Origin of the sequence: Lentzea sp. NPDC020367 (genome assembly GCF_044387305.1) — a bacterium.
Taxonomy (GTDB): domain Bacteria; phylum Actinomycetota; class Actinomycetes; order Mycobacteriales; family Pseudonocardiaceae; genus Lentzea.
On the sequence record NZ_JBIRVV010000009.1, the window covers coordinates 121,866 to 146,714 of the forward strand.

Below are 24,849 nucleotides of genomic sequence, written 5' to 3' on the forward strand. Positions count from 1 at the left end.
AGGTCAGGTCAAGTCGACGAAAAGCGTGTCGACTTGACCTGACCTCTCTGATGCAGCAAGAGCTATGGCGCGACTCGTGACGGGACCCCACCGCCCAGCCCGCTTGGTAAGGACGGCTCGCCTTCGGCTTCGCGTTTGGTCATGTGTTGTGTCGTCTGTGTGTATGCGAAAGGGCGGCTCGCGTTGTGCGGGCCGCCCTTTCGTGTCTTGCTGGAACTAGTCGGAGAGCTCCGCCAGCTGGGCCTTCACCCTGGCCAGTTCGGCTTCCAGCTCCTCCATGCGGGTGCGGTGCTGGTCGCGGGCCGCTTCCAGCACCGACTCGATGCCTTCTGCGATGTCCTCGTGCAGTTCCTTGGCCGCCTTCGCGACGGAGATGGCCGGGATCACCAGGCCCGACACGACGCGCTGCGTGCCGTGGACCAGGTCTGCCTGCCATTCGCCCTCGGCGGTGCCCGTCACCGTGAGCGTGAGCTCTACGGTCCGGGTCTTCTTCGCCGTGCTCTTCGGGCGGCCTGCCTTCGGCTTCTCGGCCTTGGGGGCCTCTGCCTTGGGAGCCTCGGTCTTCGGAGCCTCCACGGGCTTCGGAGCCTCGGTCTTCGGAGCCTCCACGGGCTTCGGAGCCTCGGCCTTCTCGGCCGCGGGGGCCGCCGGCGCCGGAGTCTCCTCCACGACGGTCTCCTCGACTGCCTGCACCTCGGTGAGCGTGTCCGACACGATCAGGTTTCCTCTCTGCGCAACGACGTGACCCCGCGCACAGCATAGAACACTTGTTCGATCAGTCGTGTGTGGGGTCGGTGCAGAGCCTAGTCAGTACGGCGGGAGCTGCACGCGCCACTGTCGTTCTACGTCGATGACTCCCGGTACCGCCTGCAGCGCTGGGATGGCTCTGACCTCGGCGGTGCCGGTGACCACGCCCAGGGCTTCCAGGACCGTGTCGACCACCAGGCCCGCCTCCCGCAGGTCGTCGAGGACCTGCGGGAGGCTGCCGTCCTTCACGGAGACCATCACCTGGTCCACCGAAGCGGTCATGGCGCCTGGACGAGTCCGGTGCCGATGTCGGTGGACGGCAGGGGGAGGCGTAGTGCGGTGCCGGCCAGGCGGGCCCACAGTTCGAAGCCTCGGGCGCCGGTTCGTTCCGCGATCAGGACTGCCACGCCTGCCACGTGCGGGGTCGCCATCGAGGTGCCGCGCAGGCGGGAGTACTTCTGCGGGAGCTTGAACGACGAGTAGACGTCCACGCCGGGGGCGCAGACGTCGATCTGGCCGATCCTGTCCGCCGAGCCTGACGAGAACGACGCGATCGCCCGGTTCACGTCGATCGCGGCCACGGCGATGATGCTGGGGCAGCGTGCGGGGTGGCCCACCGGCGCGATGCGGGCCGGGCGGGTCGAGGCGTTGCCCGCCGCGGCGATGATCAGCGTGCCCTTGGCCATCGCGCGCTGGGCCACGGTCTCGTAGATCTGCGAGTACGGCGTGCCCGCCGGGACGTCGGCGCCCAGGGACATCGAGATGACGGCGCAGCCGTTCGTGATCGCCCAGTCGATGCCCGCGAGGATGCCGCCGTCGCTGCCGGAGCCGGCGTTCGACAGGACCTTGCCCGCGAAGATCTCCGCCTCGTAGGCGATGCCGTAGCCGGGCAGGGTGGCCGGCTTGCGCGGGCCCGAGGACGTGCCGATGCAGTGCGTGCCGTGGCCGTGGCCGTCCTGCACGTCCTCGCCGGTGATGAACGACTTCGTGGTGATGGTGCGGCCCGCGAAGTCCGGGTGGTTCTGCTCGAAGCCGGTGTCCAGGACGGCGATCTTGACGCCCTTGCCGGTGGCCGTGCTGACGTCCGCGCCGACCGCCTGCAGCCCCCAGGTCAGCACTGACTCGTCGGCCGCGGCCTCCGGCTCTTCCTCCGCCGGTGCGGCGAACGCGTGCACGACGCGCTCCGGTTCGACGACCAGCACCGCGCCCGGACCGTCGACGGCCCCGTTCAGCTGGCCCAGCAGGTTCGGGTCACCGGACACCACGGCGACGCCGAGCTCCGGGAACACCTGCAGCGTGTCCGAGCCGATCTCACCGGTGTTCGGGTTGAACCCGGCGAACTCGCCGAGCTCGGCCAGGCCTTCTTCGACGGCGTCTTCCTGCAACAGCACCAGGAACCGGCCGGTGGTCTCCACTTCCGCGGGTTCGGTCATGACGATTCGCCCCTACTCTCCGTCTAGCCCTCACTAGAGAGTCGTCACATCGGGGCAGTTGTTTCAGGCCATTTGCCGTCTGCGCTGAAAGAATTCACCGATTGGCTCAACGTACTTCGCCGCGATGGGCCCGAGGATGGCCATCAGCAGCACGTACGCGGTGGCCAGGGCTGCCAGCTCGTCGGCGACCTGGCCCGAGGCCACGGCCAGCCCGGCGATGACGATGGAGAACTCGCCGCGCGCCACCAGTGCCACGCCCGCACGCATGCGGCCCATCTTGCCGATGCCCTGCCTGCGCGCCGCCCACCAGCCGGTGAACACCTTCGTCGCGGTCGTGACGGCGGCGAGAGCGATGGCGATGCCCAGAACGGGGGGAATCGAGCGCGGGTCGGTGTTCAGTCCGAACACGACGAAGAACATCGCGGCGAACAGGTCGCGCAGCGGCTCCAGCAGGCGCGTCGCGTTCTCGGCGGTCGACCCCGAGATCGCGATGCCGAGCAGGAACGCGCCGACCGCCGCGGAGACCTGCAGCTGCGAGGCGATGCCCGCGACGAGCAGGGCCGAGCCGAGCAGCTTGAGCAGGAACACCTCGTGGTCCGGACTGTCCACAATGGCCGAGATGAACCGGCCGTACTTCAACGCCACCACCAGGACCACGGTGATCGCGAACAGCGAGATGCCGACCGAGGTGAGTCCGCCGAGGAAGCTCACGCCCGCCAGCACGGCGGTGAGCACCGGCAGGTACACGGCCATCGCGAGGTCCTCGAACACGAGCACGGACAGCACGACCGGTGTCTCGCGGTTGCCCAACCGGCCGAGGTCGCCGAGCACCTTCGCGACGATGCCCGACGACGAGATGTACGTGACGCCCGCCATCGCCAGCGCCCCGACCGTGCCCCAGCCGAGCAGGATCGCCGCGATCGCGCCCGGCGCCGAGTTCAGCACCAGGTCGAGCACGCCGGCCATCCAGGACTTCTTCAGCCCGGTGGTGAGCTCGGACGCCGAGTACTCCAGGCCGAGCAGCAGGAGCAGCAGCACCACGCCGATCTCGCTGGCGATGTGCGTGAACTCCTCGATGCCGTGTAACGGGACGAACCCGCCCTGGCCGAACGCGAGCCCGCCGATCAGGTACAGCGGGATGGGGGAGATTCCGGCACGCCGCGCGACCCGACCCAGCAGACCGAGGCCGAAGAACACCGCGCCGAGCTGGATCATGGCCATTGTTGTCTCGGGCACTGTGCTTAACCGCCGTGGAGGATCTCAGCGGCGGCGTCGAGGCCCTCCGCGGTGCCGACGACGACCGCGAGGTCACCGTTTTCGAAGAGGAAGTCGGGGCCGGGCGACGGATGCGCGTTGCCCGAGCGCACGACGGCCACGATGGACGCACCGGTCCTCGTGCGCAGAGCGGTCTCGCCCAGCGAGCGGTTCGCGAAGGCGGTCACCGGCAGCTGACGGGTCGTGATGCCCGCGATGTCGCGGGTCTCCTCGCGCAGGTGGGCGACGAGCTGCGGCGCGCCGAGCAGGCCCGCGAGCGTGTTCGCCTCTTCCGGCGAAAGGGGTATCGAGGCGGCGCAGGAGTCGGGATCCGACGCCTTGGACAGGATCAGCTCGAACCGGCCGTCCCGGTAGGTGATCACGCCGACTCGGCGTCCGGCGCGGATCATGAAGTCCTGGCGCGTCCCGATGCCCGGCAGGGGCGTGATCTCTACGTTCACACAGATCATGATACGTCGATGTCCCAGGAGGTGAGGATGACGCTGCGTGTACGTCCCGTGCGTCGCGGCTGGGTGGTGCGTGAGCGCGTGCCCGGTCCCGACGTCGACGAGTTCGCCGAACCCGGCCAGGTGATCGGGGCGCTCGCGAGAGCCCCGCACGGCACGTTGCTGGCCGTCCAGCACCCCCATCGCACGCCGGCCGCCCTGGCGTCGGGCACCGGGCTGCTCGACGCCCTGCCGCACGCCCGCGCCGAGCTCGCGGCGCTGATCCGGCGGGCGTACACCGAGGTCACCGACGTCGTCGCGCCGTACCGGGTGGACGGACCGGACGGGACGGCGTGCGGTCTGCTGTGCCTGGTCGACCCGGACGGGATCGCGCACACCGAGGACGTCTATCCGAACGTGGTCGCCGAACGCGCTCAGGTGCTGGCGTCGCTGGGCATCGCGACGAGCGCGGCCATGCTCATCCCGATCACCCCGCACGACGGACTGACGGACCTGGTGCTCGGCATGACCGGCGATCCGGCCGTGTCGCTCGTGGACTCGGGCGGGCGGCGGCACTGGGTGTGGCTGGTCGGGCCGGGGGAGTTGCAGGAGCGGTTCCTCGAGGCGGCGGGCGCGCATCCGTTGCTCGTCGCGGACGGCAACCACCGGGTCGCGGCGGCGCGGGAGGCGGGGCTGGCCGGGTTGCTGGCGCTCGTCACGTCCGGGCCGGGGCTGCGGGTCGGGCCGATCCACCGCGCGATCGTCGGCACCGGGTTCGGCACGGCCGATCTCGTGACGGCGTGGGAACGGGTCGGGCTGACGGTGACGTCGTTGCCGTACGTCGTCGCTCCGGAACCGGGTGTCGTCGTGGTGCGGTGCGCGGACGAGGTGCTGCGGGTCGAACTGCCCGCGGGGCGAGGGATCGACCACGCGGTCGTCGAGTCGGTGCTGCTGGGCGAGGCGCTCGGGCTCGATCCGGAGAGTCCGTGCGTGCGGGCCGTCGTGGATCCGTCCGTGGAGGCCGAGGCGGTGCTGCTGATCGCGCCCGTGCCGTTGCGGGAGGTGCTGGCGGGCACCAAGATGCCGCGCAAGAGCACCTATTTCACCCCGAAGCCGCGGAGCGGACTTCTGCTGGCCGACCTGTCACCGTAGGGCCCTGCCCGGCGGGTTCGTTCGACCCTGGTCCCCGATCAAACACGCGTTGAAAATCGTCCAATGCATGACGACGCCGAACCCTCGTTGCCGCCGCCCCACGCCAAGATCGGGCACGTGCACGTCAGGCATCTGAGGGCGATGACGTCGGCGTTGCGCGCGGTCGACTACCGCTACGGGGGTGGGGCGTGCCGTACGCAGGTGCAGGCGATGTTGTCCTGGTGTGACAAGGCTTTCGCGCACTCGGCCAGTGCCGCCGTTCGCCGGGACTTCCGCAGCGCCATCGCGGAACTGCACGCGCTCGCCGGGTGGACCGCCTTCGACGCCGGACTGGGAGGGTCCGCGCACCGCCACTTCCTCCTCGCCCTCGACTTCGCCCAGGACGAGGACCTGGTGGCGAACATCCGCTATCGGATGGGGCGGGTCCACCTGCACCACGGTGGACCCGCCGAAGCGCTCGGCATGTTCCGGCTCGCGGGGATCGTCGCGAACAACCACCACACGAACGCGATCCTGGCCGCGAACCAGGCCTGGTGCCACGCCGAGATGGGAGATCGGGTGGCCGCGCTGGCGTTGCTGGGGCGTGCGCACGACGAGTTCGCGCGGGCGGACGTGGACCGTGCCGCGCCGTGGGCGGCGTTCTTCGACGTGCACGACCTCGCGGGCATCACCGGTGCCGTCTACACGTCTCTCGCGAGCACCGTCGACCGCGGGTTCGCGCGGCCGGCCATCAAGTCGTTGCGGCAGGCCGTGACGGGGTATCGGGACGACATGGCGCGCAGCCGCACGTTCGCGCTGATCGCGTTGTCGCTCAACCACCTCCTGGAAGGGGACGCGGACGAGGCGGCGGTGACGGCGGCGCTGGCCGTGGTGCAGACCGGGGACATGATGTCCGCCCGCACGCGCAAGAAGCTCGATCCGTTGCACGCCGAAGCGGGCAGACGCCGTGCGACCACGTTGCGGGAGCTGATCACGCCGTTGCTGGCGGTCCCGTCGCACGCCGCGTGATGAGCGCGCGGACCCGCTGGTTTCCGGCGACACCAGGGTCGTTGCCGGAGATCCGGGCCTTCGTGCGGGGTCTTGCCGGTGAGTCCGGGCTGCACGGCGACGACGCGCGGGACGTGCTGCTCGCGGTGGCCGAGGCGGCGGACAACGCGGTGCGGCGCGCGGGGGCGTCCGTCGTCGGGGTGACGTGGGAGCCGCGCGATCACGCCGTGCTGCTGACCATCGAGGACGACGGCGTGTTCGACCTCGAGGCCGGCACCGCCGCCCGGCCGCTGGGTCTGCGCCTGCTGTTCGGCATCGCCGACGAGGTGCAGGTGCGGCCCGGCAAACCGACCTGGCCCGGCACGGTCGTGCGAGCGCTCGTGCGGGTCTGGTCGCGTGCGGGTGTCCCGGACCTGCCCGCGCCTCCGGGACACCCGCGCGTGCTGCTTCTGGACGGCGACCGGTTCTCCGGTCAGTCGCTCGCCGCGTTCCTGCACGCGGAGGGGTACGACGTCACGCTCGTGACGACAGTCCCTGCCGCGCGGGAGGCTCTTCAGAGTCCACCGGCACTGGCGATCGTGGACCTGCTGACGTCTCATGGGGAGGGGACCAGGTTCGCGGCGGCGGCACGAACGTCCGGTGTGCCGGTGGTGGCCGTTTCGGCGATCGAGCCGGCCGCTCACGTCGCCGATGCTTATTTGCCGAAACCAACGCACCCGCTGCGTGTGCTCGCGGCGGTGCGCGATCTGCTGTCTCCTGATCCGTGAGGCACCCACGATGGAACCCGACTCAGCCCTGTTGGAGGTACGTCGCCACGGCGCGGTGGTGACGCTCACCGGCGAGGTCGATCTGAACACGAGCGACCTGCTGCGCTCCGAGTTGGCTCTCGCCTGCTCGTTCGGGGACGGCGCAGGAGACGTCGTGATCGACTTCAGCGGCCTGACGTTCATCGGGTCGAGCGGCCTGCACGTGCTGATCGAGACCGCGGGCCTGCTCGGGCAGCGGCGGCTGGTGCTGCTCGGCGGTGGATGGGGCGCCTACGTCGTGAACCTGCTCGGCCTGACCCTGCGATTCCCCAACATCGTCCTGGACCACTGACGTCCACTGAGGACGCTGTAGGGTCGGTCGCATGGCGGTACGAGCGATCAGGGGAGCCACGCAGATCGACGCGGACTCGCGCGACCTGCTGCTGGAGGCGACGGCCGAGCTGGTGCGGGAGGTGTTGTCGTGCAACGCGTTGACGGCCGACGACCTGATCAGCGTGGTGCTGACCGCCACTCCGGATCTCGTGTCGGAGTTCCCCGCCTACGCCGCGCGCCTGGCGGGGCTCTCGGACGTACCACTGCTGTCCGCGACGGAGATCGCGGTGCCCGGTTCGATGCCTCGCGTGATCCGGTTGCTGGCGCACGTCGAGACCGATCTGCCGCGGTCGTCGGTCAAACACGTCTACCTGCGCGGGGCGGCGGCGTTGCGGACCGACCTCAACCACTGAGCTTTCTGCTGATCGCGTCGATGTGCCGGTGGTCGGTGCCGCAGCAGCCGCCCAGCACGGTCAGCCCGGGGAAGAGCGCTCTGAGTTTCCGGTAGTCGTCCGCGAGTTCTTCGGGATCGCCCCGGTCGAGGACTTCCGCCTCGTCGAGTTCGGCGTGGCTTTGCTTCGACGCGTTGGCCCTGATGCCTCTCAGGCGTTTCGTCCATTCCGCACCGGGGTCGAGCGCGGGCGCGATGTGCGTGGGATGCGCGCAGTTGACCATGTAGTAGGCCGGGTAGCCGTTCGTGTCGCGGTCGACGGCCTCGATCGCGTCGCCCAGCGCGTCCCCGCTGGGCAGCCTGCCGTCCGTTTCGACGGTGAACGAGATGACCACGGGCACGTTCGCTTCCCGTGCGGCGTCGACGATTCCGGTGGCCTCGGGGACGTTCGTCAGCGTCATGGCGGTGACGAGGTCGGCAGGCGTGCCGGCGAACGTCCTGATCTGGGGCGAGTGGTAGTCGCGCGCCTCCTCCCTGGTCATGATCGACTCAGGCCGGTAGGCGTCGCCACGCGGCCCGACGCAGCCGCTGATGACGACCGGGATCGCGAACCGCTGCCGCACGTCGAGAAGCAGGTCCACGGCCTTGCGGTTGACCGTCGCGAGCTGTTCGTCGTCGTAGCCGAGTCGTGCGGCCCAGTCGGGATTGGCGCGCCACGTGGCGGTCTCCAGGACGATGCCCGCGCCGTCGCGTTCGGCGATGCCGGCGTAGCGCTCGAAGTAGCGGGTGAGCGCCGCGTGGCCGTCCGCGTCGTCGAGCAACGGGAACGCGGCGAAGTCGGGCAGGTCGATGCCGTCGTCGAAGATCAGGGTGGTCTCGGCGCCGCCGTCGGTGAGGAACAGCGGGGCGTCGAGCTGGGGCAGCTGCGTCATCGGGCGCCTCCAGGCCGGAGGGCCCAGTGTGCAACTCGGACGGCGTTCTTGCCCGGTATCATCAAATGATCACTGGGGGGTGATCGCGTGTTCCAGCCTTATCTTGCCGAGTACCGCTACTACGCGTTGTTCGAGGACGGGCGCGGAATGTCCGATGCTGGCAACGCCAAAGGGCTCTACCGCACCATCAGCGCCCACGTCGAGGAGCGGTACCTGGGCAACGGCAGGTGGGAGTCGAGCAGCGGTCTGTCCAGGGCGAAGGACCGGGACTCCTACGACGACTACCGCGAGGCGACCGCTGCCGAGGTGGAGCACCTCACGCGCCGCATTGACGCCGAGCCCGGGAAGCCGTCGCCGGCGTCCTTCGAGTGGAGCGGCGTCTCCGAACTTCTGGCGGCTCGGCGGCGAGCCGAACCGGTGAACGGCCACTACTACTTCGCGGAGTTCGAGAGCCTGGGCGACGTCGTGGACGTCGACCGCGCGCACGCCCTGATCCGGTGTCCCGCCAGTGGTAGCGGGAAGTGGGAGATGTTCCTGCACGAGGGGAAGTGGGTGCCGGGGGAGGAGCCGCGGGGCAAGCACGTGCTGCCGGTGGGCCGCGAGGACGTCGAACGCATCAGCGTGGCGAGGGAGACAGCTGAGGCGAGGTACTTCGACGTCTGGTTCGGATTCACCGTGGAGGACGGGTTCTACCGTCGTGAGCTCGTGCGCCGCACCGGATCGGTCGACGAGACCACCGACGACCTCGGCTGGCGGCCCACCGACGTGCTCGGGCGGCTGGAGCCGTCCTGGTGGGTGGCGGAGTTCAGCCGGAGCCAGTTCCGCGGGAGCCGCTACGCCGCCGTGCTGCTGGAGAGGTCGCGCAGGTTCCGCGGCCGGCCTCACGACTACCAGGCGGTCCTCCGCGAAAGCGCCGACGTCTACCACTTCGGCGACGTCCCCGTTCTGGTCAGGCGGCTGCCGAACCCGTACGAACTGGAGTACGAGCGGTGGACCCCGGACGGCTGGCAACCGGTCAACGGGTCGCCCTGGTCGCGCACGCTGCCGATCTCCGAGGAGGAGTTCGAGCGGCTCGCGGCGCCCCGCCCGGACGAGCGGGGCGCGGGCGACGTCAGGCGCTGAAGTCCTTGCCGGGCAGCCACCCGTTGGGGATGTCCGTCACGCGCCACGACGGCACGGACACCTTGACCGTGCGGATCGGCGTGGCCAGGAACGGCGCCACCTCGGGCACCTTCGTCACGAGCCGCTGCCGCACGGCCTCGTCCTCGGCGCCGTCGACCACCACGGCGGTGCCGCGGGCCTGCAGGAACGGCTCCATCGGCGACCCGGTCGACACGACCAGCGCGACCTCGGGGTTCTCCTTGATCGCCTTGAGCGTCCGGCCGCGCTCCTCCAGCACGAGCACGAGCGTGTGCGGCCCGTCCTCGGCGAAGTAGACGCCGCTCACCCACGAGCCGTCGGAACCCGCCGTGGCGAGGAACATCGACTTGTGCGTGGCGAGCGTGCGGTGCAGCAACGCCTCGACGGCGCTGTGCTGTTCCAGGGTGGTCACTGAGCCCTCCATGTGATCGGTTGTGCGCACACGAGATCGGTCACGGAAGCTCGCGCCTGTTGCGGATTCCACCGATCGATACCTCGGTGGCAAGCCTTTTGTGATTTCTTGGCACGCCGGAAATCCCATGCAACCTAGAATTGTGCAACTCGCCCGAATGGCTGTGGTGCCTGGGTTTGAGGACCGCTAGGAATGGTGGCGAAACCACGCAACTGTTCGTCTCGCGCATTGTTCTGGGTCACCTGGGGACTACGTGACCGCGTTGAGGCGAACCAGTGGACACCTTGGGGGCAGGGGGAGCTGTGGGGAGTCTTGTCGCGGGCAGACGCCCGCGTTTGATCGCTTTGAGCTGCGTCGTCGTGCTGGGCGCGAGCCTGCTGCAGGCGGTGACGTACGCGCAGGCGGCAGGAGCCGCGCCGGGGGTCACGGCGGGTGCGGGGCCGGTGGACCGGCCGGTACCCGCGGAGGCGCGGCCCGACGAGGCCGTGCCGCCGGACAAGTGGCCACCGGTCGTGCCGCTGGGCGTCAAAGCCGGTGGACAGCCGTCCACAGTGGACGAACAGCGGCTCGCGCAGGTCAGGGCCGAGGCCGACGAGGTGTTCGCGAACGTCGAGCTGCGGTCGGGTTTCGCGCTCGGCGACACCTCGCTGGTGGCCTACTTCGACGTCGAGGACGACCCGCGGCCGTGGCAGTCCTGGCGGGTCAGGGTTTTTGAGACCGGGAGTGCGACCGAGCAGGCCTCGACCACGTTGCCGCGCTCCGAGCTGACCGTCCGGTGTGGAGCGGTGCGGCAGTTCTGCCGGTCGTTCGGCGCCGCTGACGGCTGGGTGCTCGACCGCGAGAAGGACTACTTCGTCACGATCGCGGCCGTGCTGGACTCCGGTGAGGAGCTGGTGTCGGCACCGAGCCCGGCCAGCCGGCCGCGCACGACCGAGCTGCCGGATCCGCTGCCGGTCGAGCAGGTGTCCGGGTGCGGGTGCGGCACGGCGCTGAGCAACACCGGGGCACGGCCCGCGTTCCGCGGTGACGGCGTCAGCACGGCGATCGGCGCGTACACGCGGATCGAGACCGATCTGTCGATGTCGTCGTTCGGCGTTCCGTTCTCGTCGAGCCGGGTGTACTCGTCGAGCCTGACCGTGCCCGGTCTGTTCGGCACCGGGTGGGCCTGGTCGTACGGCATGCGCGTCACGCCAACGGATCAGGGCGCCGTGGTGCTCGCCGACGACGGCGCGCAGGTGCTCTTCCGCAACGCCGACGGCGGTGGTTTCCAACGCCCGCCGGGTGTGCGGTCGTCGTTGCGCAGGACGGCGTCGGGCTGGGAGCTCGTGACGCTGGGGCAGCTCACCTACGAGTTCGACGGCCAGGGCAAGCTGGTCGCCGTCCGCACGGCGCGCGGCGTCGCGACGCGGCTCGCGTACACCGGTGAGGGCGTCGAGATCACTGACCCGTCGGGCCGCGTGGTCAAGGTGCGGGTGGAGAACGAGCGCATCCGCTCGATCACGCTTCCCGATCACCGCAAGGTGTCCTACGAGTACGACGACGCCGGCCGCCTGGCCGTCTACAAGGACGCGCGCGGCTTCAAGTGGAAGTACCGCTACGGCACCGACAACCGCCTGACCGAGGTGCAGAGTCCGCAGGACCACAAGCGGATCGTGCTGATCCGCAACGAGTACGGCGGCGACGGCCGGGTCACCAAGCAGTCCGACGCGCTGGGCAACGCCACGACGTTCGCGTGGAACGGCGAGACCCAGGAAGCCACCACCACGGACGCGGACGGCGTGATCGTCCGTGACGGCTATCGCGGAAACGTGCTGCTCTACACCCGCCGCGGCGCCGGTGACACCGACAACCACCGCTACGACAAGTCGCTCAACCGCGCGTTGATCGTCAGCGGCAACCACAACCAGCACGAGTCGTTGTACGACCTCAACGGCAACCCGGTGACCCGGCGCGCGCCGGCGGAGATGAAGTTCGACGAGAAGACCAAGTACGACGCGCGCAACAACCCGATCGAGTTCACCGACGCCAACGGCAACGTCTGGAAGAACACCTACAACGAGTTCGACGAGCTGACCCGCAGCACGGACGCGGAGAACCACTCGATCAACTACGCCTATGACGAGCGCGGCCTGCGCGTCAGCCAGACCGACCAGCGCGGCAAGGTGACGCGGTACGAGTACGTCGCGAACGGGCAACCGAACGCGGGCCTGCTCGCGGCCGTCGTCTCGCCGGAGGGCAGGCGTTCCGAACTCGGCTACGACAAGACCGGCCGCCGCGTCACGGAGACCGATCCGCGCGGCACGGTCGCCGGCGCGAACCGCTGGCAGTTCACCACGAAGTTCGGCTACGACGAGCAGGACCGGACCGCGGAGGTCCAGGAGCCGGGCAAGGACCACTCGTCGCGCACGTTCTACGACGAGGTCGGCCGGGTGCGGTCGACGATCAACCCCGAGGGGCTGGAGGTCAGGAACCGCTACCTCGACAACGGGCGCCTCGACGCCGTGATCGATCCCCGCAGGACGACCAGGGTCGTCTACACCAACGCGGGCAGGCGCGCGGCCGTGCGGACCGAGATGGGCGGCGACGGACCAGATCTCGTCACGTCGTACCAGTACAACGCCAAGGGTTTGATGCAGTCGACCACGTCGCCGCGCGGCAACGTGCCGGGGGCCAACCCCGCCGACTTCACCACCACGTACCGCTACGACGCGAACGACAACCTGGTCCGCATGTCCCGGCCGTATCCGGGCGGCCAGGTCGTGCACAAGGACATCAAGGTCGACCCGCTCGACCGCACGACGTCCACAGTGGACGAGTTCGGCAAGACGGCGTCGTTCCAGCGGTCCAACACCGGTCAGGTGTCGTCCACCACGGACACGCTGGGCCGCGGCACGACGATGACCTACGACCGCAACGGACGGCAGACCTCGCAGTCCGACGCGGGCGGCAACTCCGTCAAGTACACCTACGACGAGGCAGGCAACAAGACCAGCCGCACCGACGCTGCCGGCGGCAAGACGTCGTGGGAGTACAGCGACGACGGCCTGCTCGTGGCCAGCACCGAACCGCGCGGCAACGTGCCGGGCGCGGACAAGGAGCGGTTCACCTCCCACGTCGAGCACGACCTGGTGGGCAACCGCGCCAAGGTGATCAACGCGCTCGACCAGGCCACCACGACGAGTTTCGACGCGAACAACCGGCCGACCTCGGTCACCGACGCGAACGGCCACGTCACCCGGTACCGCTACCGGGAGGACAACCAGGTCCACAGCGTCCACCAGGCGGACGCGAGGTACCTCCCGCACGCACCGGACATCAACGCCACCGTCTACGACTACTACGAGGACGGCCTGCTGAAGTCCGTGCGGGATCCGTACTTCCGCACGACGAAGCTCGAGTACGACCGCGCCGGGCGGCCGGTCGGCACCGTGGACCCGTTGGGGCGCAGGGTCGAGGCGACCTACGACACCGAGGCCAACCTCCTCACGATGCTGACCCGGTCGCCGCACGAGCACCTCTCACCCGAGGAACGCGCCAAGCGCACGATCGTCAACACCTACGACATCGTCAGCCGGCGTGAGCGCAGGGCGTTGGGCAACGGCGGCCCCGTCTACACGTGGGGCTACGACGCCAAGGACCGCATCACGTCCTACGGCGACCCGCTCGGCGTGCGTGAGGTCACCTACGACGACGAGGACCAGATCAAACGCGTCGTCCGTCGTGAGGCCGGCGACCGCACCGAGACGTTCAACTACGACTACGACGCCCGCGGCAACATCACCTCCCGCGAGTACCCGGACGGCACGCGGGTCACCACCGGGTACGACGCGGACAGCCGGATCACCGAGCAGACCGCGGCGGGCGCGACCTGGCGGTTCGGCTACGACGTGGCCGGCAGGCGCACCAGCACGACCCTGCCCGGCGCCACCGGGCTGGTGGAGAACCGCGTCTACGACGACGCGGGACGGCTCACCGGTGTCGGCACCGAACGCGTGCCCGGCAGCCCGCCGCGGCCCGACGTGCAGGACCCGGTGTCGAAGTACCAGATCGACCTCGACCCGGTCGGCAACCCCACCAAGGTCGTCACCACCCGCGGTGGCGTGTCCGAGTCGGTCGCGTACGCCTACGACGACGTGGACCGCGTGAAGTCCGCCTGCTACGCGGCGGCCGACTGCGGCAAGAACACCGCCGCGGCGGGCCGGATCGACTACGAGTACGACCTGGTCGGCAACCGCACCAGGCAGAAGCGGACCGGCACCGCGGGCGACGACGTCACGCACTACGACTACGACTCCGCGAACCAGCTCACCAAGAAGGTCGTGCAGCCGGACCGCGGTTCCCCCACCCTCACCGACTACGACTACGACCTCAACGGCAACCAGACCAAGGCCGGGCGCGAGAAGGCCACCTACCACCTGGACAACTCGCTCGCGACGGCCACCAACGCGGCCGGCGCCACGACGTCGTTCTCCTACGACGCAACGGGTCTGCGGCTGGCCGGCAGCAGCGGCGACACGACCAAGCGCTGGTCGTGGGACGTCAACGGCACCCTGCCGCAGATCGCGGTGGACACCACCACGAACGCGGCCGGTGCCCAGCTGGAGAAGCGGGCGTTCACCTATGGACCGGACGACGAGCCGTTGGCGTTGCTCGATCCCGCGGCGGGCGTGCACCCGTACACCCACGACTGGCTCGGCGGCACCGCGAACATGCTGTCGCCGGACGGCAAACCGCTCACGGGCTACGACTACGACCCGTTCGGCAACCCGCGTCAGGGCCCGACCCTGACGCCGGGCGAGGCCGCACCCGCCAACCCGTTGCGCTACACCGGGCAGTACCAGGACTCCAGCTCCGGTGAGGGCAACTACTACCTGCGGGCGCGCAACTACAACCCGGACACCGGCCGGTTCACCTCGACCGACCCGATGCCGCAGCCGGGGCCCGCGATCTCGGCGTACGCCTACGCCGAGAACAACCCGATGGCGTTCACCGACCCGACCGGCGCGGTGGTCGACGCGGGCGGTGGCGGCGGCTCGACGCAGGAGAGCGGCGCCACCGAGCCGACCGGCCCGAGCCCCGAGGACGTCGCGAAGGCGCAGCAGCTGCAGAGCAAGAGCGTGCTCGACGTCATCCTCGAGGCCGGTGGCCAGATCCTCATGGAGTTCCTGGGGATCAACGACATCATGAACTGCCTCAAGGGCGACCTGGGCGCGTGCGTGTCGATGGTCGTCGGCGCGCTGCCGTGGGGAAAGATCTTCAAGGCACCGAAGATCATCGGGGCGATCTTCAAGGCGGGCAAGGCCGTCGTCACCTTCTTCCAGGAGCTGAAGTGGGCGCGCGCCATCATCCAGGGCGCGGAGAAGGCGGCCGAGGCGGCTCGGGCGGCGGCAGCCGCGGCCGCGAAGGCCGCCGCGGAGAAGGCGGCGCGCGCCCGTGCCGCGGCGGAGGAGGCCGCGCGCAAGGCGGCCGCCCAAGCCGCGGAACGTGCCAAAGCCGCTGCGACGAAAGCGAAAGCGGCGACGAAGAAGAAACCCGAGGCGTGCGCGACGGGGACCAAGCACAGCTTCCCGGCCGGTACGCGGGTGCTGCTCGCCGACGGCACGACCAAGCCGATCGAGGAGGTCCAGCCGGGCGACACCGTCGTCGCCACGGAGCCGCGGTCCGGCAAGTCCGTTTCGCAGCAGGTGTTCTTCACCATCCGCACGGACCACGACAAGTCCTATCTGGACGTCACGGTGAAGGCGGAGGACGGCTCGCCGGCCACGATCACGGCGACGGACAACCACCCGTTCTGGTCGGTGACGGCCGGACGCTGGGTGGACGCCGGCGAACTGCGCACCGGCGACCTGCTCAGGACGGCCGCGGGAACGTTCGTGCAGATCACGGCCGTGCGTGCCTACACGGCCTCGCAAAGCACGTTCGACCTGACCGTCAACGGCACCAACACCTACTACGCGCTGGCCGGCGCGACCCCGTTGCTGGTGCACAACTGCGGTGGGTCCGTCGCCAAGCACTCCTCCAAGTGCGAATGCGCGAGCGGCAAGGACCCGCGGGTCGTGCGCAACCCGCACGGCCGCAAGGGAAGCCCGGCCACGCAGGGGCAGCTCGACGACATCCGCGACGAGATGCTGGAGGTCAACCCCGGCTGGAAGCACGTCGCGGGCGGCAGCCTGCCCGAGCGGGCCGTTCCCGGTCCGAACGGCGAGGTGCGCTACGCGGACCTGGAGTTCGAACTCGAGGACGGCTCACCGTTCTTCGTGCAGACCGTGGACACGCTCGCTGACGGCGTGACGGCGAATCCGCGCGAGATGGGCAACGGGATCGACCTCCTGCTGTGGGGCAAGGGGCCTGTCATGAACGTCCCGAAGATAAAGTGATCTCAGCTGTTGGGGGCGCCGTTCCCGGCGCCCCCAACGCTGTTTCCGCGGAGGTGACGGTGGCGAAGAAGAAGCTCTCCCCGGTGTTGCTGCTGCCGGAGGACGAGACGGCTTTGCAGGCCGCGATCACGGCCGCGCACCCGGACGTCCGCGTCCTCGACTCCGGCCCGTGGGCGGACGCCGCCACGCCGCCGGTGCTCGGTTCGATCACCGAGGTGCGGTTCACCGGCTTCCTGTGGCCTGTCGCGGTGCACCCCGAGCTGCCGACCGAGGTGCGCAGCGACGGCGCGGTGTGGGGCGTCGAGACGGGTAAAGCGGTGCAGTGGAGCCGCTGCAGGCTGGCGGACGGCACCCTGGCGGCGGGCTCACTGGGGGTGGTGATCGAGCCCGGCGTGGAGGAGTTCGTCCGGTCGGTGTGGCGGATCTTGTTCCGGTTCACCTCCAACGACCTGGTGCGGCACCACCGGCCCACCGGCGAGCACGTCCGCATGCCCACGTTCCGGATCGGGCCGCACGCTCTCGCCGAGGCTCGTGCCGGCCGGCTCAGGCTGATGGCGTCGGCTTTGGAGCTTCACCCCGCCGGTTGAGAGCAGTTCGACCACGGCGGCGCGGCCGACCAGGACGCCGCTCTCCCGGATGATCTCCTCGTAGTCGTCGGCGCGGCACGTGAGCACCATCGGCCTGGCCACGCGCGCGATGTTCCGCACGGCGTCGACCTTCAGCAGGACCTCGTCCAGGCCGTCCAGCACGGGCAGGACCAGGCCGCGGTCGACGAGTTCCCGTGCGACGCGCTTCCCGCGCCGGCGGAACACCGGGTGGTCGGCCGAGATCCGTCGCGCCATCCACGCGTTCAGGTCCTGCCTGCGGGGATTCCACGACGCCAGCGGGAACAGCACCGGCACCAGGTCGCCGGGTTCACGCTGGGCGAGCATCCGGAGCGTGAGCAGGATCGCGGCGCTCGTCTTGCCGGAACCCGGCTCGCCCAGCACCACGAGCTGGTGTGCCGGGAGTTCGCGCAGAGCCTTCGCCAGGTCGTCCGCCCCGCCGTGCAGCTTCAGCCGGATCGGCCTGCCCGCGACCACGCCCGTGCCGATGATCTCCGCGGGACTCGGGGCGACCGGCCGTCCGGTCGTCGCCCAGCGCGCCTCCAGCGGGTCCTGGCGCGGCCGTTCCCACCGCGCGGCGACGAGCCGGGCGAGGTCCTCCAGAGCCTGGTCCGGGTCACGCGCGGTGGTGGCCCGCAGGCTCAGCAAGCCGGCCACCAGGCCCGCGATCGCGAGCACCACCCCTGTCCCGCCAACGAGTTCGCCGCCCACGTCCCGAGTGGTCAGCCAGATCAGGACACCGATGACCGACACGGCGAACGCCACGACGGCGAGCCGCCACCTGCGCAAGTTCACCGGGGCATGATTCCGGATGATCGGCACCTGGACCGTCCCGGTGCCGGTGTGAGCGTCCGCACCAGGCACAATGTGGGCCGTGGGTGTCTCGGAGGGAGCTGCTGTGGGCCAGGGTCAGTTGCGCGGTGTGGTCGCTCTCGACGGACCGGCCGGCACCGGCAAGTCCACCGTGGCCAAGCGCGTCGCGATGGCGCTGGACGCGCGCTACCTCGACACCGGCTCGATGTACCGGGCGATCGCGCTGGCGGTGCTGCGCGCGGGCGTCGACCCGGCGGACGAGGTCAAGGTCGCGGCGGTCGTGGACGGCGCGGTGCTCGTCGTCGGCACGGACCCCCAGAAACCCGGCATCACGCTCGACGGCGACGACGTGTCGGCCGAGATCCGCGGGCCGGAGGTGTCGCTGGCGGTGTCACCCGTCTCCGCGACCAGGCACGTGCGGGAACTGCTCGTGGCCCAGCAGCGCGCGATCATCGCGGACGCCGTCGACCACGTCGGCGGGATCGTCGTCGAGGGGCGCGACATCGGCACGGTCGTGTCGCCCGACGCCCCGTTGAAGGTCTACCTGACGGCGTCGGCGGACGCGCGGGCCGCGCGCAGGACCAAACAGGACACCGCGGCCGGACGTCAGTCCACTGTGGACGCCGCGCTCGCCGACGTGCAGCGGCGCGACAAGTACGACTCGTCGCGCGCCGTGTCGCCGTTGAAGGCGGCCGGCGACGCGGTGGAGCTCGACAACACCGACCTCGACCTCGCGGGCACCATCCGGGCGTTGCTGGAGCTCGTGGAGCGCCGCGGGCTGCGGGTGACCGGGTGAGCGTTCCCGCGGGGACGGTGCCCTGGCTGTTCGACCTCGGACGCTGGATCGGGCGGGTTCCCTACGCCTGGCAGTTCCGGATTCGGGTGCACGGCCGCGACCGCGTACCCTTGAGCGGCGGCGTGGTCGTCGTCGCCAACCACAGCTCGATGTCTGACGGGCCGATCCTGTTCGGGGCGCTGCCCCGGCGCGTGACGTTCCTGATCAAGCAGGAGATGTTCAAGGGCGTCGTCGGCAACCTGTTGCGCAAGATCGGTCAGATCCCCGTCAAGCGGGGCGAGGCCGATCGCACGGCACTGGTCACCGCGCAGTCCGTGCTCAAGGCCGGCGGCGTGATCGGGATCTTCCCCGAGGGCACGCGCGGCGAGGGCGACGTGGCGAGTGCGCAGAACGGCGCCGCGTGGCTGGCCAAGACGTCCGGCGCGATGGTGCTGCCGATCGCCTGCCGCGGGACCTACCAGGCCAAGGGCTGGCGCCCCGAGGTCGACGTGCTGATCGGTGAGCCGTTCCACCTTCCCGAGGGGAAGGGACGGGCTGCATTGGGCGTTGCCACCGAGCAGGTGCGTGATCGCCTGGCGACACTGGTCGCCGAACTTGATGGACTTCGCACGAGTGAGGGAAGACGATGACGGACCTGGACGGCACCTGGGAGGACGAGGCCGACTGGTCAGCCTTCGGCGACCTCGACGGCTCTGACGGTGAGGAAGCCGCGCCGCCACAGCCGGTGCTCGCGGTGGTCGGACGGCCGAACGTCGGCAAGTCCACACTGGTCAACCGCATCATCGGCCGCCGAGAGGCCGTGGTGCAGGACGTGCCGGGCGTGACGCGTGACCGGGTGGCGTACGACGCGCTGTGGAACGGCCGCAAGTTCACCGTGGTCGACACGGGCGGCTGGGAGCCGGACGCGGTCGGGCTGCAGGCCTCCGTGGCCGCGCAGGCCGAGCTCGCGATGGCGACCGCGGACGTGATCCTGCTGGTCGTGGACGCGTCGGTGGGCGCGACGCAGACCGAGGAGGCCGTCGCGAAGGTCCTGCGCCGGTCCAAGAAGCCCGTGATCCTCTGCGCGTCCAAGGTGGACGACGACCGGCTGATGGCCGACGTCGCGTCGCTGTGGTCGCTGGGCCTGGGCGAGCCCATCGCGGTGTCCGGCCTGCACGGCCGCGGTTCCGGCGACATGCTCGACGTGATCCTCTCGAAGCTGCCGGAGACCCCGCGCGACGACTTCGGCGCCGGCAACGGCGGACCCCGCCGCGTGGCGCTGGTCGGCAAGCCGAACGTCGGCAAGTCGTCCCTGCTCAACCGCCTGACGGGCGAGAACCGCTCGGTCGTCGACTCGGTCGCGGGCACCACCGTCGACCCGGTCGACTCGCTGGTCGAGCTCGACGGCGAGATCTGGCGTTTCGTCGACACCGCCGGCCTGCGCAAGCGGGTCAAGTTCTCCGGTGGTGCCGAGTACTACGCCTCGCTGCGCACCAAGTCCGCGATCGAGACCGCCGAGGTCGCGGTCGTGCTGCTGGACGCGCACGAGCCGTTGGCGGAGCAGGACCTGCGTGTTCTGACGATGGTCGTCGAGTCGGGCCGCGCGTGCGTGCTGGCGTTCAACAAGTGGGACCTCGTCGACGAGGACCGCCGCACCGAGATGGTCCGCGAGCTCGAACGCGGTCTCGTGCGCGTGCCGTGGGCGGACAAGGTCAACATCTCGGCCCTGACCGGCCGCGCCGTGCACAAGCTCGCCCCCGCGCTGCGCACCGCGTTGAACTCGTGGGACACCCGCGTTCCGACCGGCCGCCTGAACCAGTGGCTGACCGAGCTGATCGCCGCCACCCCGCCGCCCGTGCGCAGCGGCAAGCAGCCCAAGGTGCTGTTCGCGACGCAGGCCTCGACCCGCCCGCCGACGTTCGTGCTGTTCACGACGGGCTTCCTGGAGGCGTCGTACCGCCGGTTCATCGAGCGCCGCCTCCGCGAGGAGTTCGGCTTCGAGGGCAGCCCGGTCCGCATCTCCGTGCGCGTGCGCGAGAAGAAGAAGGCCGGCGCCGCCAAGAAGTAGTTTCTCCGGGTGACGACCCGGCCGATCTGGTTGCCCTTTGTCATGGGGTGCGGTTGGTTGGGTCTGTGGCCGTACGCGTAGTCCTAGCCGACGACGAGGCCCTGCTGCGGCGGGGCCTGAAAGTCCTCCTCGAGGCCGACGGACGGGTCGAGGTGGTCGGCGAGGCAGCCGACGGCGCTTCCCTGGTGGAGGCCGTCCTGGCGCACCTGCCGGACGTGGTGCTGGTGGACGTCCAGATGCCGGGCGTGGACGGCCTGGAGGCGGTCCGCCGCCTGCGCACCTGGGCCACCCCGCCCGCGATAGCCGTGCTGACCACGTTCGACCTCGACGACTACGTGGCGACCGCCCTGGACCTCGGCGCCCAGGGCTTCCTGCTGAAGGACGCCGAACCGGAAGCCCTGGTCCGAGCCGTGGTCGACCTCGCGGCCGGCGGAGCAGTCCTGGACCCGCGCATCACCGCCCGCCTGCTACCGCGCCTGCGAGGCTTCCGAGCCAACCGCCAGCTCGACTCGCTCTCGGCCCGCGAACGCCAGGTCCTCGAACTGGTGGCGGCAGGCCGTTCGAACCACTCGATCGCCGAGGAACTCTGCCTGTCCGAAGCGACGGTGAAGAGCTACGTCTCCACCGTCCTGACGAAACTGGGCGTGGAGAACCGGGTGCAGGCGGCTCTCGTCGCGCACCAGGTCGGTGTGTGGTGAAGCCGGTCCTGCGTGAAGTTTTGACGGTGGCCGTCACCGCGGGAGTGGTCCTCATGACCCAGGACCGCCCGTTCGAATGGTCCCTGTGGACCGCTGTGGCAGCCTCTCTGCTGCTGCCACTGCGCCTGCGCTGGCCGTGGCTCGCGTCTCTCCTGTGCGTCCCAGCAGTAGCAGGCGGCCTGGGCTGGGCCCCGGCACTGGTGGCCCAATACCGCCTGGGCCGCAAGGAGAAGTCGATCCCGGTCCAGGTCTTCTGGGTCCTGCTCATGACCGTGGCCTCCATCGCCCCAGTCCTGATGACCCAGACAATCCCCATAGGCCCCCTGCTGCTGGCCACCGCGTTCGCCTTCGGCCTGGCAGCAGCCCCCACAGCCCTGGGCGCACTGATCACCACCCGCAAGGAACTAACCCAGTCGCTCTACGAAACCCGCAGAGCGCGCGCCGCCGAACTAGAGGCCCAAGAGACCTCAGCCCGTGCCGCGGAACGGGCCCGAATAGCCCGCGAGATCCACGACGCGGTAGGCCACCACGCCACCCTGATAGCCGTCGAGTCAGCCGCCCTGGCCGCCACCGCCCCAGACCCGGCCGTACGCGAAACAGCCCTCCGCTTACGAGCCCTGGCAAAGGAATCCCTGTCCGAAATGCGAGCAGCCCTGGGCCTCCTGAACTCGGACACCACCTACCCGTCCCTGCAGGAACTGATAGAGCGAGCCCGAGTAGCCGGCGTCTCAGTCACCCTGTCGGAAACAGGCGACACCCCACTGTCCCCAGCCGTCTCCAGGGCCCTGTTCCGAGTAGTCCAGGAATCCCTGACCAACGTGACAAAACACGCCCCCGGCGCCACAGTCACGGTAACGGTGGACCGAGCCACACCAGTCCGCGTCTCAGTGGTCAACGGCCCAGGCGACCTACCGCCCCTGGGCGACGGCGGAGGCGCGGGCCTGCACGGCCTGTCCGAACGAGTCCGCCTGGCAGGCGGCACCCTAACCACCTCATACCGAGCAGACGGCGGCTTCAGCGTCAGCGCGGTCCTACCGCCCGGTAAGCCGAAGGTTGACGGACAAGACTCGACTTTAGGAGGTGGCGCCCGAGACGCCGCCACCGCATGATCGGGATGTCGGTCGAGGATCGGGGGATCGGTCGGACCGAGGGACGCGGGGACCCGAACTTCGGGTCCCCGCCGTATTTCCGCAGCTCGCGGCCTGTTGCGGGGGTCGTTTTTGATCTCTGTCCGCGGTGTTGTAGGATTTGTCATGCACGCCGGGAAACCGGGAGTGTGGCCGGGACGTGGCGCAGTTTGGTAGCGCACTTGACTGGGGGTCAAGGGGTCGCAGGTTCAAATCCTGTCGTCCCGACGGCCGAGAGGGTTCTCGCAGGTCAGATACTGCGAGAACCCTCTTTTTGTGATCTTGCCGAGTTCTGCCGGGTCGAGCACGCCGCTCATCGACCCCTTTACTCGGAGGGCTTTCACAATGCCTCTTCTGGACCTGAACAAGCTCTCAAACGGTCTCTCCAAGACCTGGACGGGCTATCTGCGTGATTGGGACCGGACCCTGCGTTCCGCCAGTCATCCAGAGACCACTCGCTACAACTACCTCCTGGCCGCCGCGCAGCTCGCGCGCTACCTCGCCGAGTACTCGCCCGACCCGGACGCCGACGACGCGGCGGACGACCCGTGCGAGGTGACCAAGGCACACGTCGAGTTCTTCCAGGCTTGGATGATCGAGACCCGGTCGGGTGCTACAGCGCTGAACAAGCACAAGGGCCTCCAGCAGTTCTTCAAGTGGCTGATGGAGGACGCCGAGGACATCGACCGCTCACCGATGGAGCGAGTGAAGCAGCCCAAACCGCAGAAGAAGCTGATCGCCGTCATCCGCGACGACGACACCAAGAAGGTCCTCGGAACCTGCAAGGGCAAGGACTTCGTCCAGCTCCGCGACGAAGCGATCATCCGGCTCTACTACAACACCGGCGCCCGCCTGTCCGAAGTCGGCAACCTCAGCCTCGACGACCTCAACCAGGACACCGACTCGGTGCACTACCACGGCAAGGGCAACAAGGACCGCCGTGTCCGGTACGGTCCCAAGACGGCACGGGCGATCAGCCGGTATCTCCGTGCCCGCGCGAAGCACAAGGGCGCCGAGTTGCCTGACCTGTGGCTCGCCGATCGCGGCATCCGGCCGCTGAAGCCCAACGGCATCAAGATCATGATCAAGCGTCGAGGTCTGTCCGCAGGGCTGACCGGCGTGCACGCGCACCGGTGGCGGCACAACTTCGCCCACGAGTGGAAGCGGGCGGGTGGCGACACCGGTGACCTGATGCTGCTGCTCGGGTGGACTTCCGAGGACATGCCACGTCACTACGGCGAAAGCGCCGCTGCTGAGCGGGCCCAAGAGACCCAGTTGCGCATGGGGATCGGTGAAAATGTCTGAGGTTCAGGTGGCTTGCCATGCCCGTCTCGAAGCCTCGGTGCTTCGGACGTCGTTCCCAGTCGTCGGGGAGCGTTCGCGAGCAGTGCGCAGGTTCGGTTCCTTGGCAAGGCATCACGCGGACCTGCTCACCTCTTTGCCCAGACGTCTGACCGGCAAGTTGGTGCTTGAGACCAGCATCATCGTGGACAAACCGCGGGGTGGCAGATGAACGGCCAGGCGGAACGTGGTGCAGGAGACCTCGTCGTTCGCGCTGTCACGGTGATCATGGCCTCGGTCGTGGGGCTGACCTTCTTGTTTGGGTTCGGCAACGTGCTGAGTCTGGGCCTTCGGTTGGGAGTGCCGGTCTGGGTAGCGCCGCTTGTGGCGCCTGCGGTGGATCTCTCGATCCTCGGTCTCCTGCTGAGCATTCGACACCTCGCGCTCAACGGGGCTTCGCTCGAAGTGCTACGCCCGGCGCGTCGGTTGTTGATGTTCGCGAGTGCGGTCACGTTGGCGCTGAACGTGGCGGACCCAGTCGTCGCCGGCGAATACGGCAAGGCCGCGTTCGACGCGGTCGGTCCGCTGCTCCTGATCGGTTGGGCAGAGGTCGGTCCTGGCCTTTTGCAAGCGATCGGTGCTACCGCGTCGCCTGTGGTGGTCGTTGGTGATCGCGAGGTCAACGAGACAGACGAGCGTGGATCTGATTCATGCCGACTTGGGGAGTTGGTGAACTCCGCGGCGCCTGCTCGGGCGGCCAGTCGTGATAGCTCGCAGGAAGAGCTTCTTGTTCTCGCACGACACGAGGATGCGGCTCACCGAGCAGCTCATCAGAGGCCCATCTCCGCAGAGATACTGCGTGGGAAGCTGGGAATCGGGTCCGCGTCTGCGCGGCGACTTGTGAAGATCGTTCGCGCAGAATTTCAGAAGAACAGTGTCTCCGAGTCTGTAGGCCCTCAGAAGTCAGCTCGGGGCAACGATGCGGACCTGGCAGCATGATCAATCCGTTGGCATGTCGCGGTCAAGGGCAGGGCGTGGTCGGACAGCGAACGGGGTGTCTGTAGCCGAGCCGCCACGCGCAACCTGGGTCTGCTCTTGTCTTCCTGGCCAACCACTGGACAGCGACGGCTGG

22 protein-coding genes and 1 tRNA gene are annotated in these 24,849 nt (G+C 69.4%); 15 read left to right on the forward strand and 8 right to left on the reverse strand.

Annotated elements, in window-relative coordinates; all coding sequences use genetic code 11:
• Positions 1-216: 216 nt before the first annotated feature.
• From ACH413_RS32935 to ACH413_RS32955, 5 genes are all read right to left on the reverse strand, one after another.
• Complete coding sequence (locus tag ACH413_RS32935; RefSeq protein WP_360047465.1) at positions 217-714, reverse strand: DUF6319 family protein; 498 nt, start codon at positions 712-714, stop codon at positions 217-219.
• Positions 715-807: 93 nt separating this feature from the next.
• Positions 808-1,029, reverse strand: a complete 222-nt coding sequence (locus ACH413_RS32940) for a hypothetical protein (protein WP_360047464.1) — start codon at positions 1,027-1,029, stop codon at positions 808-810.
• The gene (locus tag ACH413_RS32945; protein ID WP_360047463.1) at positions 1,026-2,180 is read right to left on the reverse strand and encodes a S8 family serine peptidase; all 1,155 of its coding nucleotides are present in this window, start codon (positions 2,178-2,180) and stop codon (positions 1,026-1,028) included. The genes ACH413_RS32940 and ACH413_RS32945 overlap by 4 nt, the downstream gene beginning before the upstream one ends.
• 63 nt (positions 2,181-2,243) lie before the next feature.
• Positions 2,244-3,401: a cation:proton antiporter gene (locus tag ACH413_RS32950; protein ID WP_396425396.1), complete on the reverse strand. Its 1,158-nt coding sequence runs from the start codon at positions 3,399-3,401 to the stop codon at positions 2,244-2,246.
• 20 nt (positions 3,402-3,421) lie between these two features.
• Positions 3,422-3,895, reverse strand: a complete 474-nt coding sequence (locus ACH413_RS32955) for a TrkA C-terminal domain-containing protein (RefSeq protein ID WP_360047461.1) — start codon at positions 3,893-3,895, stop codon at positions 3,422-3,424.
• Between the two features lie 36 nt (positions 3,896-3,931).
• Between ACH413_RS32955 and ACH413_RS32960 the strand changes: the two genes are divergently transcribed.
• From ACH413_RS32960 to aroH, 5 genes are all read left to right on the forward strand, one after another.
• Positions 3,932-5,032, forward strand: coding sequence for a DUF1015 family protein (locus ACH413_RS32960; protein ID WP_360047460.1), 1,101 nt, complete (start codon positions 3,932-3,934; stop codon positions 5,030-5,032).
• Between the two features lie 63 nt (positions 5,033-5,095).
• Complete coding sequence (locus tag ACH413_RS32965; protein ID WP_360047459.1) at positions 5,096-6,040, forward strand: hypothetical protein; 945 nt, start codon at positions 5,096-5,098, stop codon at positions 6,038-6,040.
• On the forward strand, positions 6,040-6,786 hold the full coding sequence (locus ACH413_RS32970; RefSeq protein WP_360047458.1) for an ATP-binding protein: 747 nt from the start codon (positions 6,040-6,042) through the stop codon (positions 6,784-6,786). The genes ACH413_RS32965 and ACH413_RS32970 overlap by 1 nt, the downstream gene beginning before the upstream one ends.
• A 10-nt stretch (positions 6,787-6,796) precedes the next feature.
• Positions 6,797-7,117 (forward strand): STAS domain-containing protein, encoded by a 321-nt coding sequence (locus tag ACH413_RS32975; RefSeq protein WP_360047457.1) that lies wholly within the window; start codon positions 6,797-6,799, stop codon positions 7,115-7,117.
• A 31-nt stretch (positions 7,118-7,148) separates the two neighbouring features.
• Positions 7,149-7,511, forward strand: a complete 363-nt coding sequence (gene aroH / locus ACH413_RS32980; RefSeq protein WP_360047456.1) for a chorismate mutase — start codon at positions 7,149-7,151, stop codon at positions 7,509-7,511.
• On the opposite strand, the gene ACH413_RS32985 is transcribed toward aroH, so the two are convergent.
• Positions 7,501-8,421, reverse strand: coding sequence for a homocysteine S-methyltransferase family protein (locus tag ACH413_RS32985; protein WP_360047455.1), 921 nt, complete (start codon positions 8,419-8,421; stop codon positions 7,501-7,503). The genes aroH and ACH413_RS32985 overlap by 11 nt on opposite strands.
• 87 nt (positions 8,422-8,508) lie before the next feature.
• On the opposite strand from ACH413_RS32985, the gene ACH413_RS32990 reads away from it, so the two are divergent.
• Complete coding sequence (locus ACH413_RS32990; RefSeq protein WP_360047454.1) at positions 8,509-9,543, forward strand: hypothetical protein; 1,035 nt, start codon at positions 8,509-8,511, stop codon at positions 9,541-9,543.
• Here ACH413_RS32990 and ACH413_RS32995 read toward each other — a convergent pair.
• Complete coding sequence (locus ACH413_RS32995; RefSeq protein ID WP_360047453.1) at positions 9,533-9,973, reverse strand: pyridoxamine 5'-phosphate oxidase family protein; 441 nt, start codon at positions 9,971-9,973, stop codon at positions 9,533-9,535. The genes ACH413_RS32990 and ACH413_RS32995 overlap by 11 nt on opposite strands.
• A gap of 302 nt (positions 9,974-10,275) precedes the next feature.
• Between ACH413_RS32995 and ACH413_RS33000 the strand changes: the two genes are divergently transcribed.
• Complete coding sequence (locus tag ACH413_RS33000; RefSeq protein ID WP_360047452.1) at positions 10,276-16,350, forward strand: RHS repeat-associated core domain-containing protein; 6,075 nt, start codon at positions 10,276-10,278, stop codon at positions 16,348-16,350.
• Between the two features lie 365 nt (positions 16,351-16,715).
• Here the strand turns inward: ACH413_RS33000 and ACH413_RS33005 are convergent, their stop codons facing one another.
• Positions 16,716-17,750, reverse strand: a complete 1,035-nt coding sequence (locus ACH413_RS33005) for a hypothetical protein (protein ID WP_360047451.1) — start codon at positions 17,748-17,750, stop codon at positions 16,716-16,718.
• Positions 17,751-17,877: 127 nt separating this feature from the next.
• Between ACH413_RS33005 and cmk the strand changes: the two genes are divergently transcribed.
• From cmk to ACH413_RS33045, 8 genes are all read left to right on the forward strand, one after another.
• Positions 17,878-18,564: a (d)CMP kinase gene (cmk, locus tag ACH413_RS33010; RefSeq protein ID WP_360047467.1), complete on the forward strand. Its 687-nt coding sequence runs from the start codon at positions 17,878-17,880 to the stop codon at positions 18,562-18,564.
• A complete protein-coding gene (locus ACH413_RS33015; RefSeq protein WP_360047450.1) occupies positions 18,561-19,193 on the forward strand; it encodes a lysophospholipid acyltransferase family protein in 633 nt (210 codons plus the stop codon). Before cmk ends, ACH413_RS33015 begins: the two co-directional genes overlap by 4 nt.
• Positions 19,190-20,611, forward strand: coding sequence for a ribosome biogenesis GTPase Der (der, locus tag ACH413_RS33020; protein WP_360047449.1), 1,422 nt, complete (start codon positions 19,190-19,192; stop codon positions 20,609-20,611). Before ACH413_RS33015 ends, der begins: the two co-directional genes overlap by 4 nt.
• 65 nt (positions 20,612-20,676) lie before the next feature.
• Positions 20,677-21,309 carry a response regulator transcription factor gene (locus tag ACH413_RS33025; protein WP_360047448.1) on the forward strand — a complete coding sequence of 211 codons (633 nt, stop codon included), beginning with the start codon at positions 20,677-20,679 and terminating at the stop codon, positions 21,307-21,309.
• Complete coding sequence (locus ACH413_RS33030) at positions 21,306-22,418, forward strand: sensor histidine kinase (protein ID WP_396425392.1); 1,113 nt, start codon at positions 21,306-21,308, stop codon at positions 22,416-22,418. Before ACH413_RS33025 ends, ACH413_RS33030 begins: the two co-directional genes overlap by 4 nt.
• Before the next feature lie 172 nt (positions 22,419-22,590).
• Positions 22,591-22,664: transfer RNA gene (locus ACH413_RS33035), tRNA-Pro, on the forward strand.
• Positions 22,665-22,781: 117 nt separating this feature from the next.
• Complete coding sequence (locus ACH413_RS33040) at positions 22,782-23,741, forward strand: tyrosine-type recombinase/integrase (RefSeq protein ID WP_360047446.1); 960 nt, start codon at positions 22,782-22,784, stop codon at positions 23,739-23,741.
• A gap of 204 nt (positions 23,742-23,945) precedes the next feature.
• Positions 23,946-24,716: a hypothetical protein gene (locus ACH413_RS33045; RefSeq protein ID WP_360047445.1), complete on the forward strand. Its 771-nt coding sequence runs from the start codon at positions 23,946-23,948 to the stop codon at positions 24,714-24,716.
• Positions 24,717-24,849: the final 133 nt, after the last annotated feature.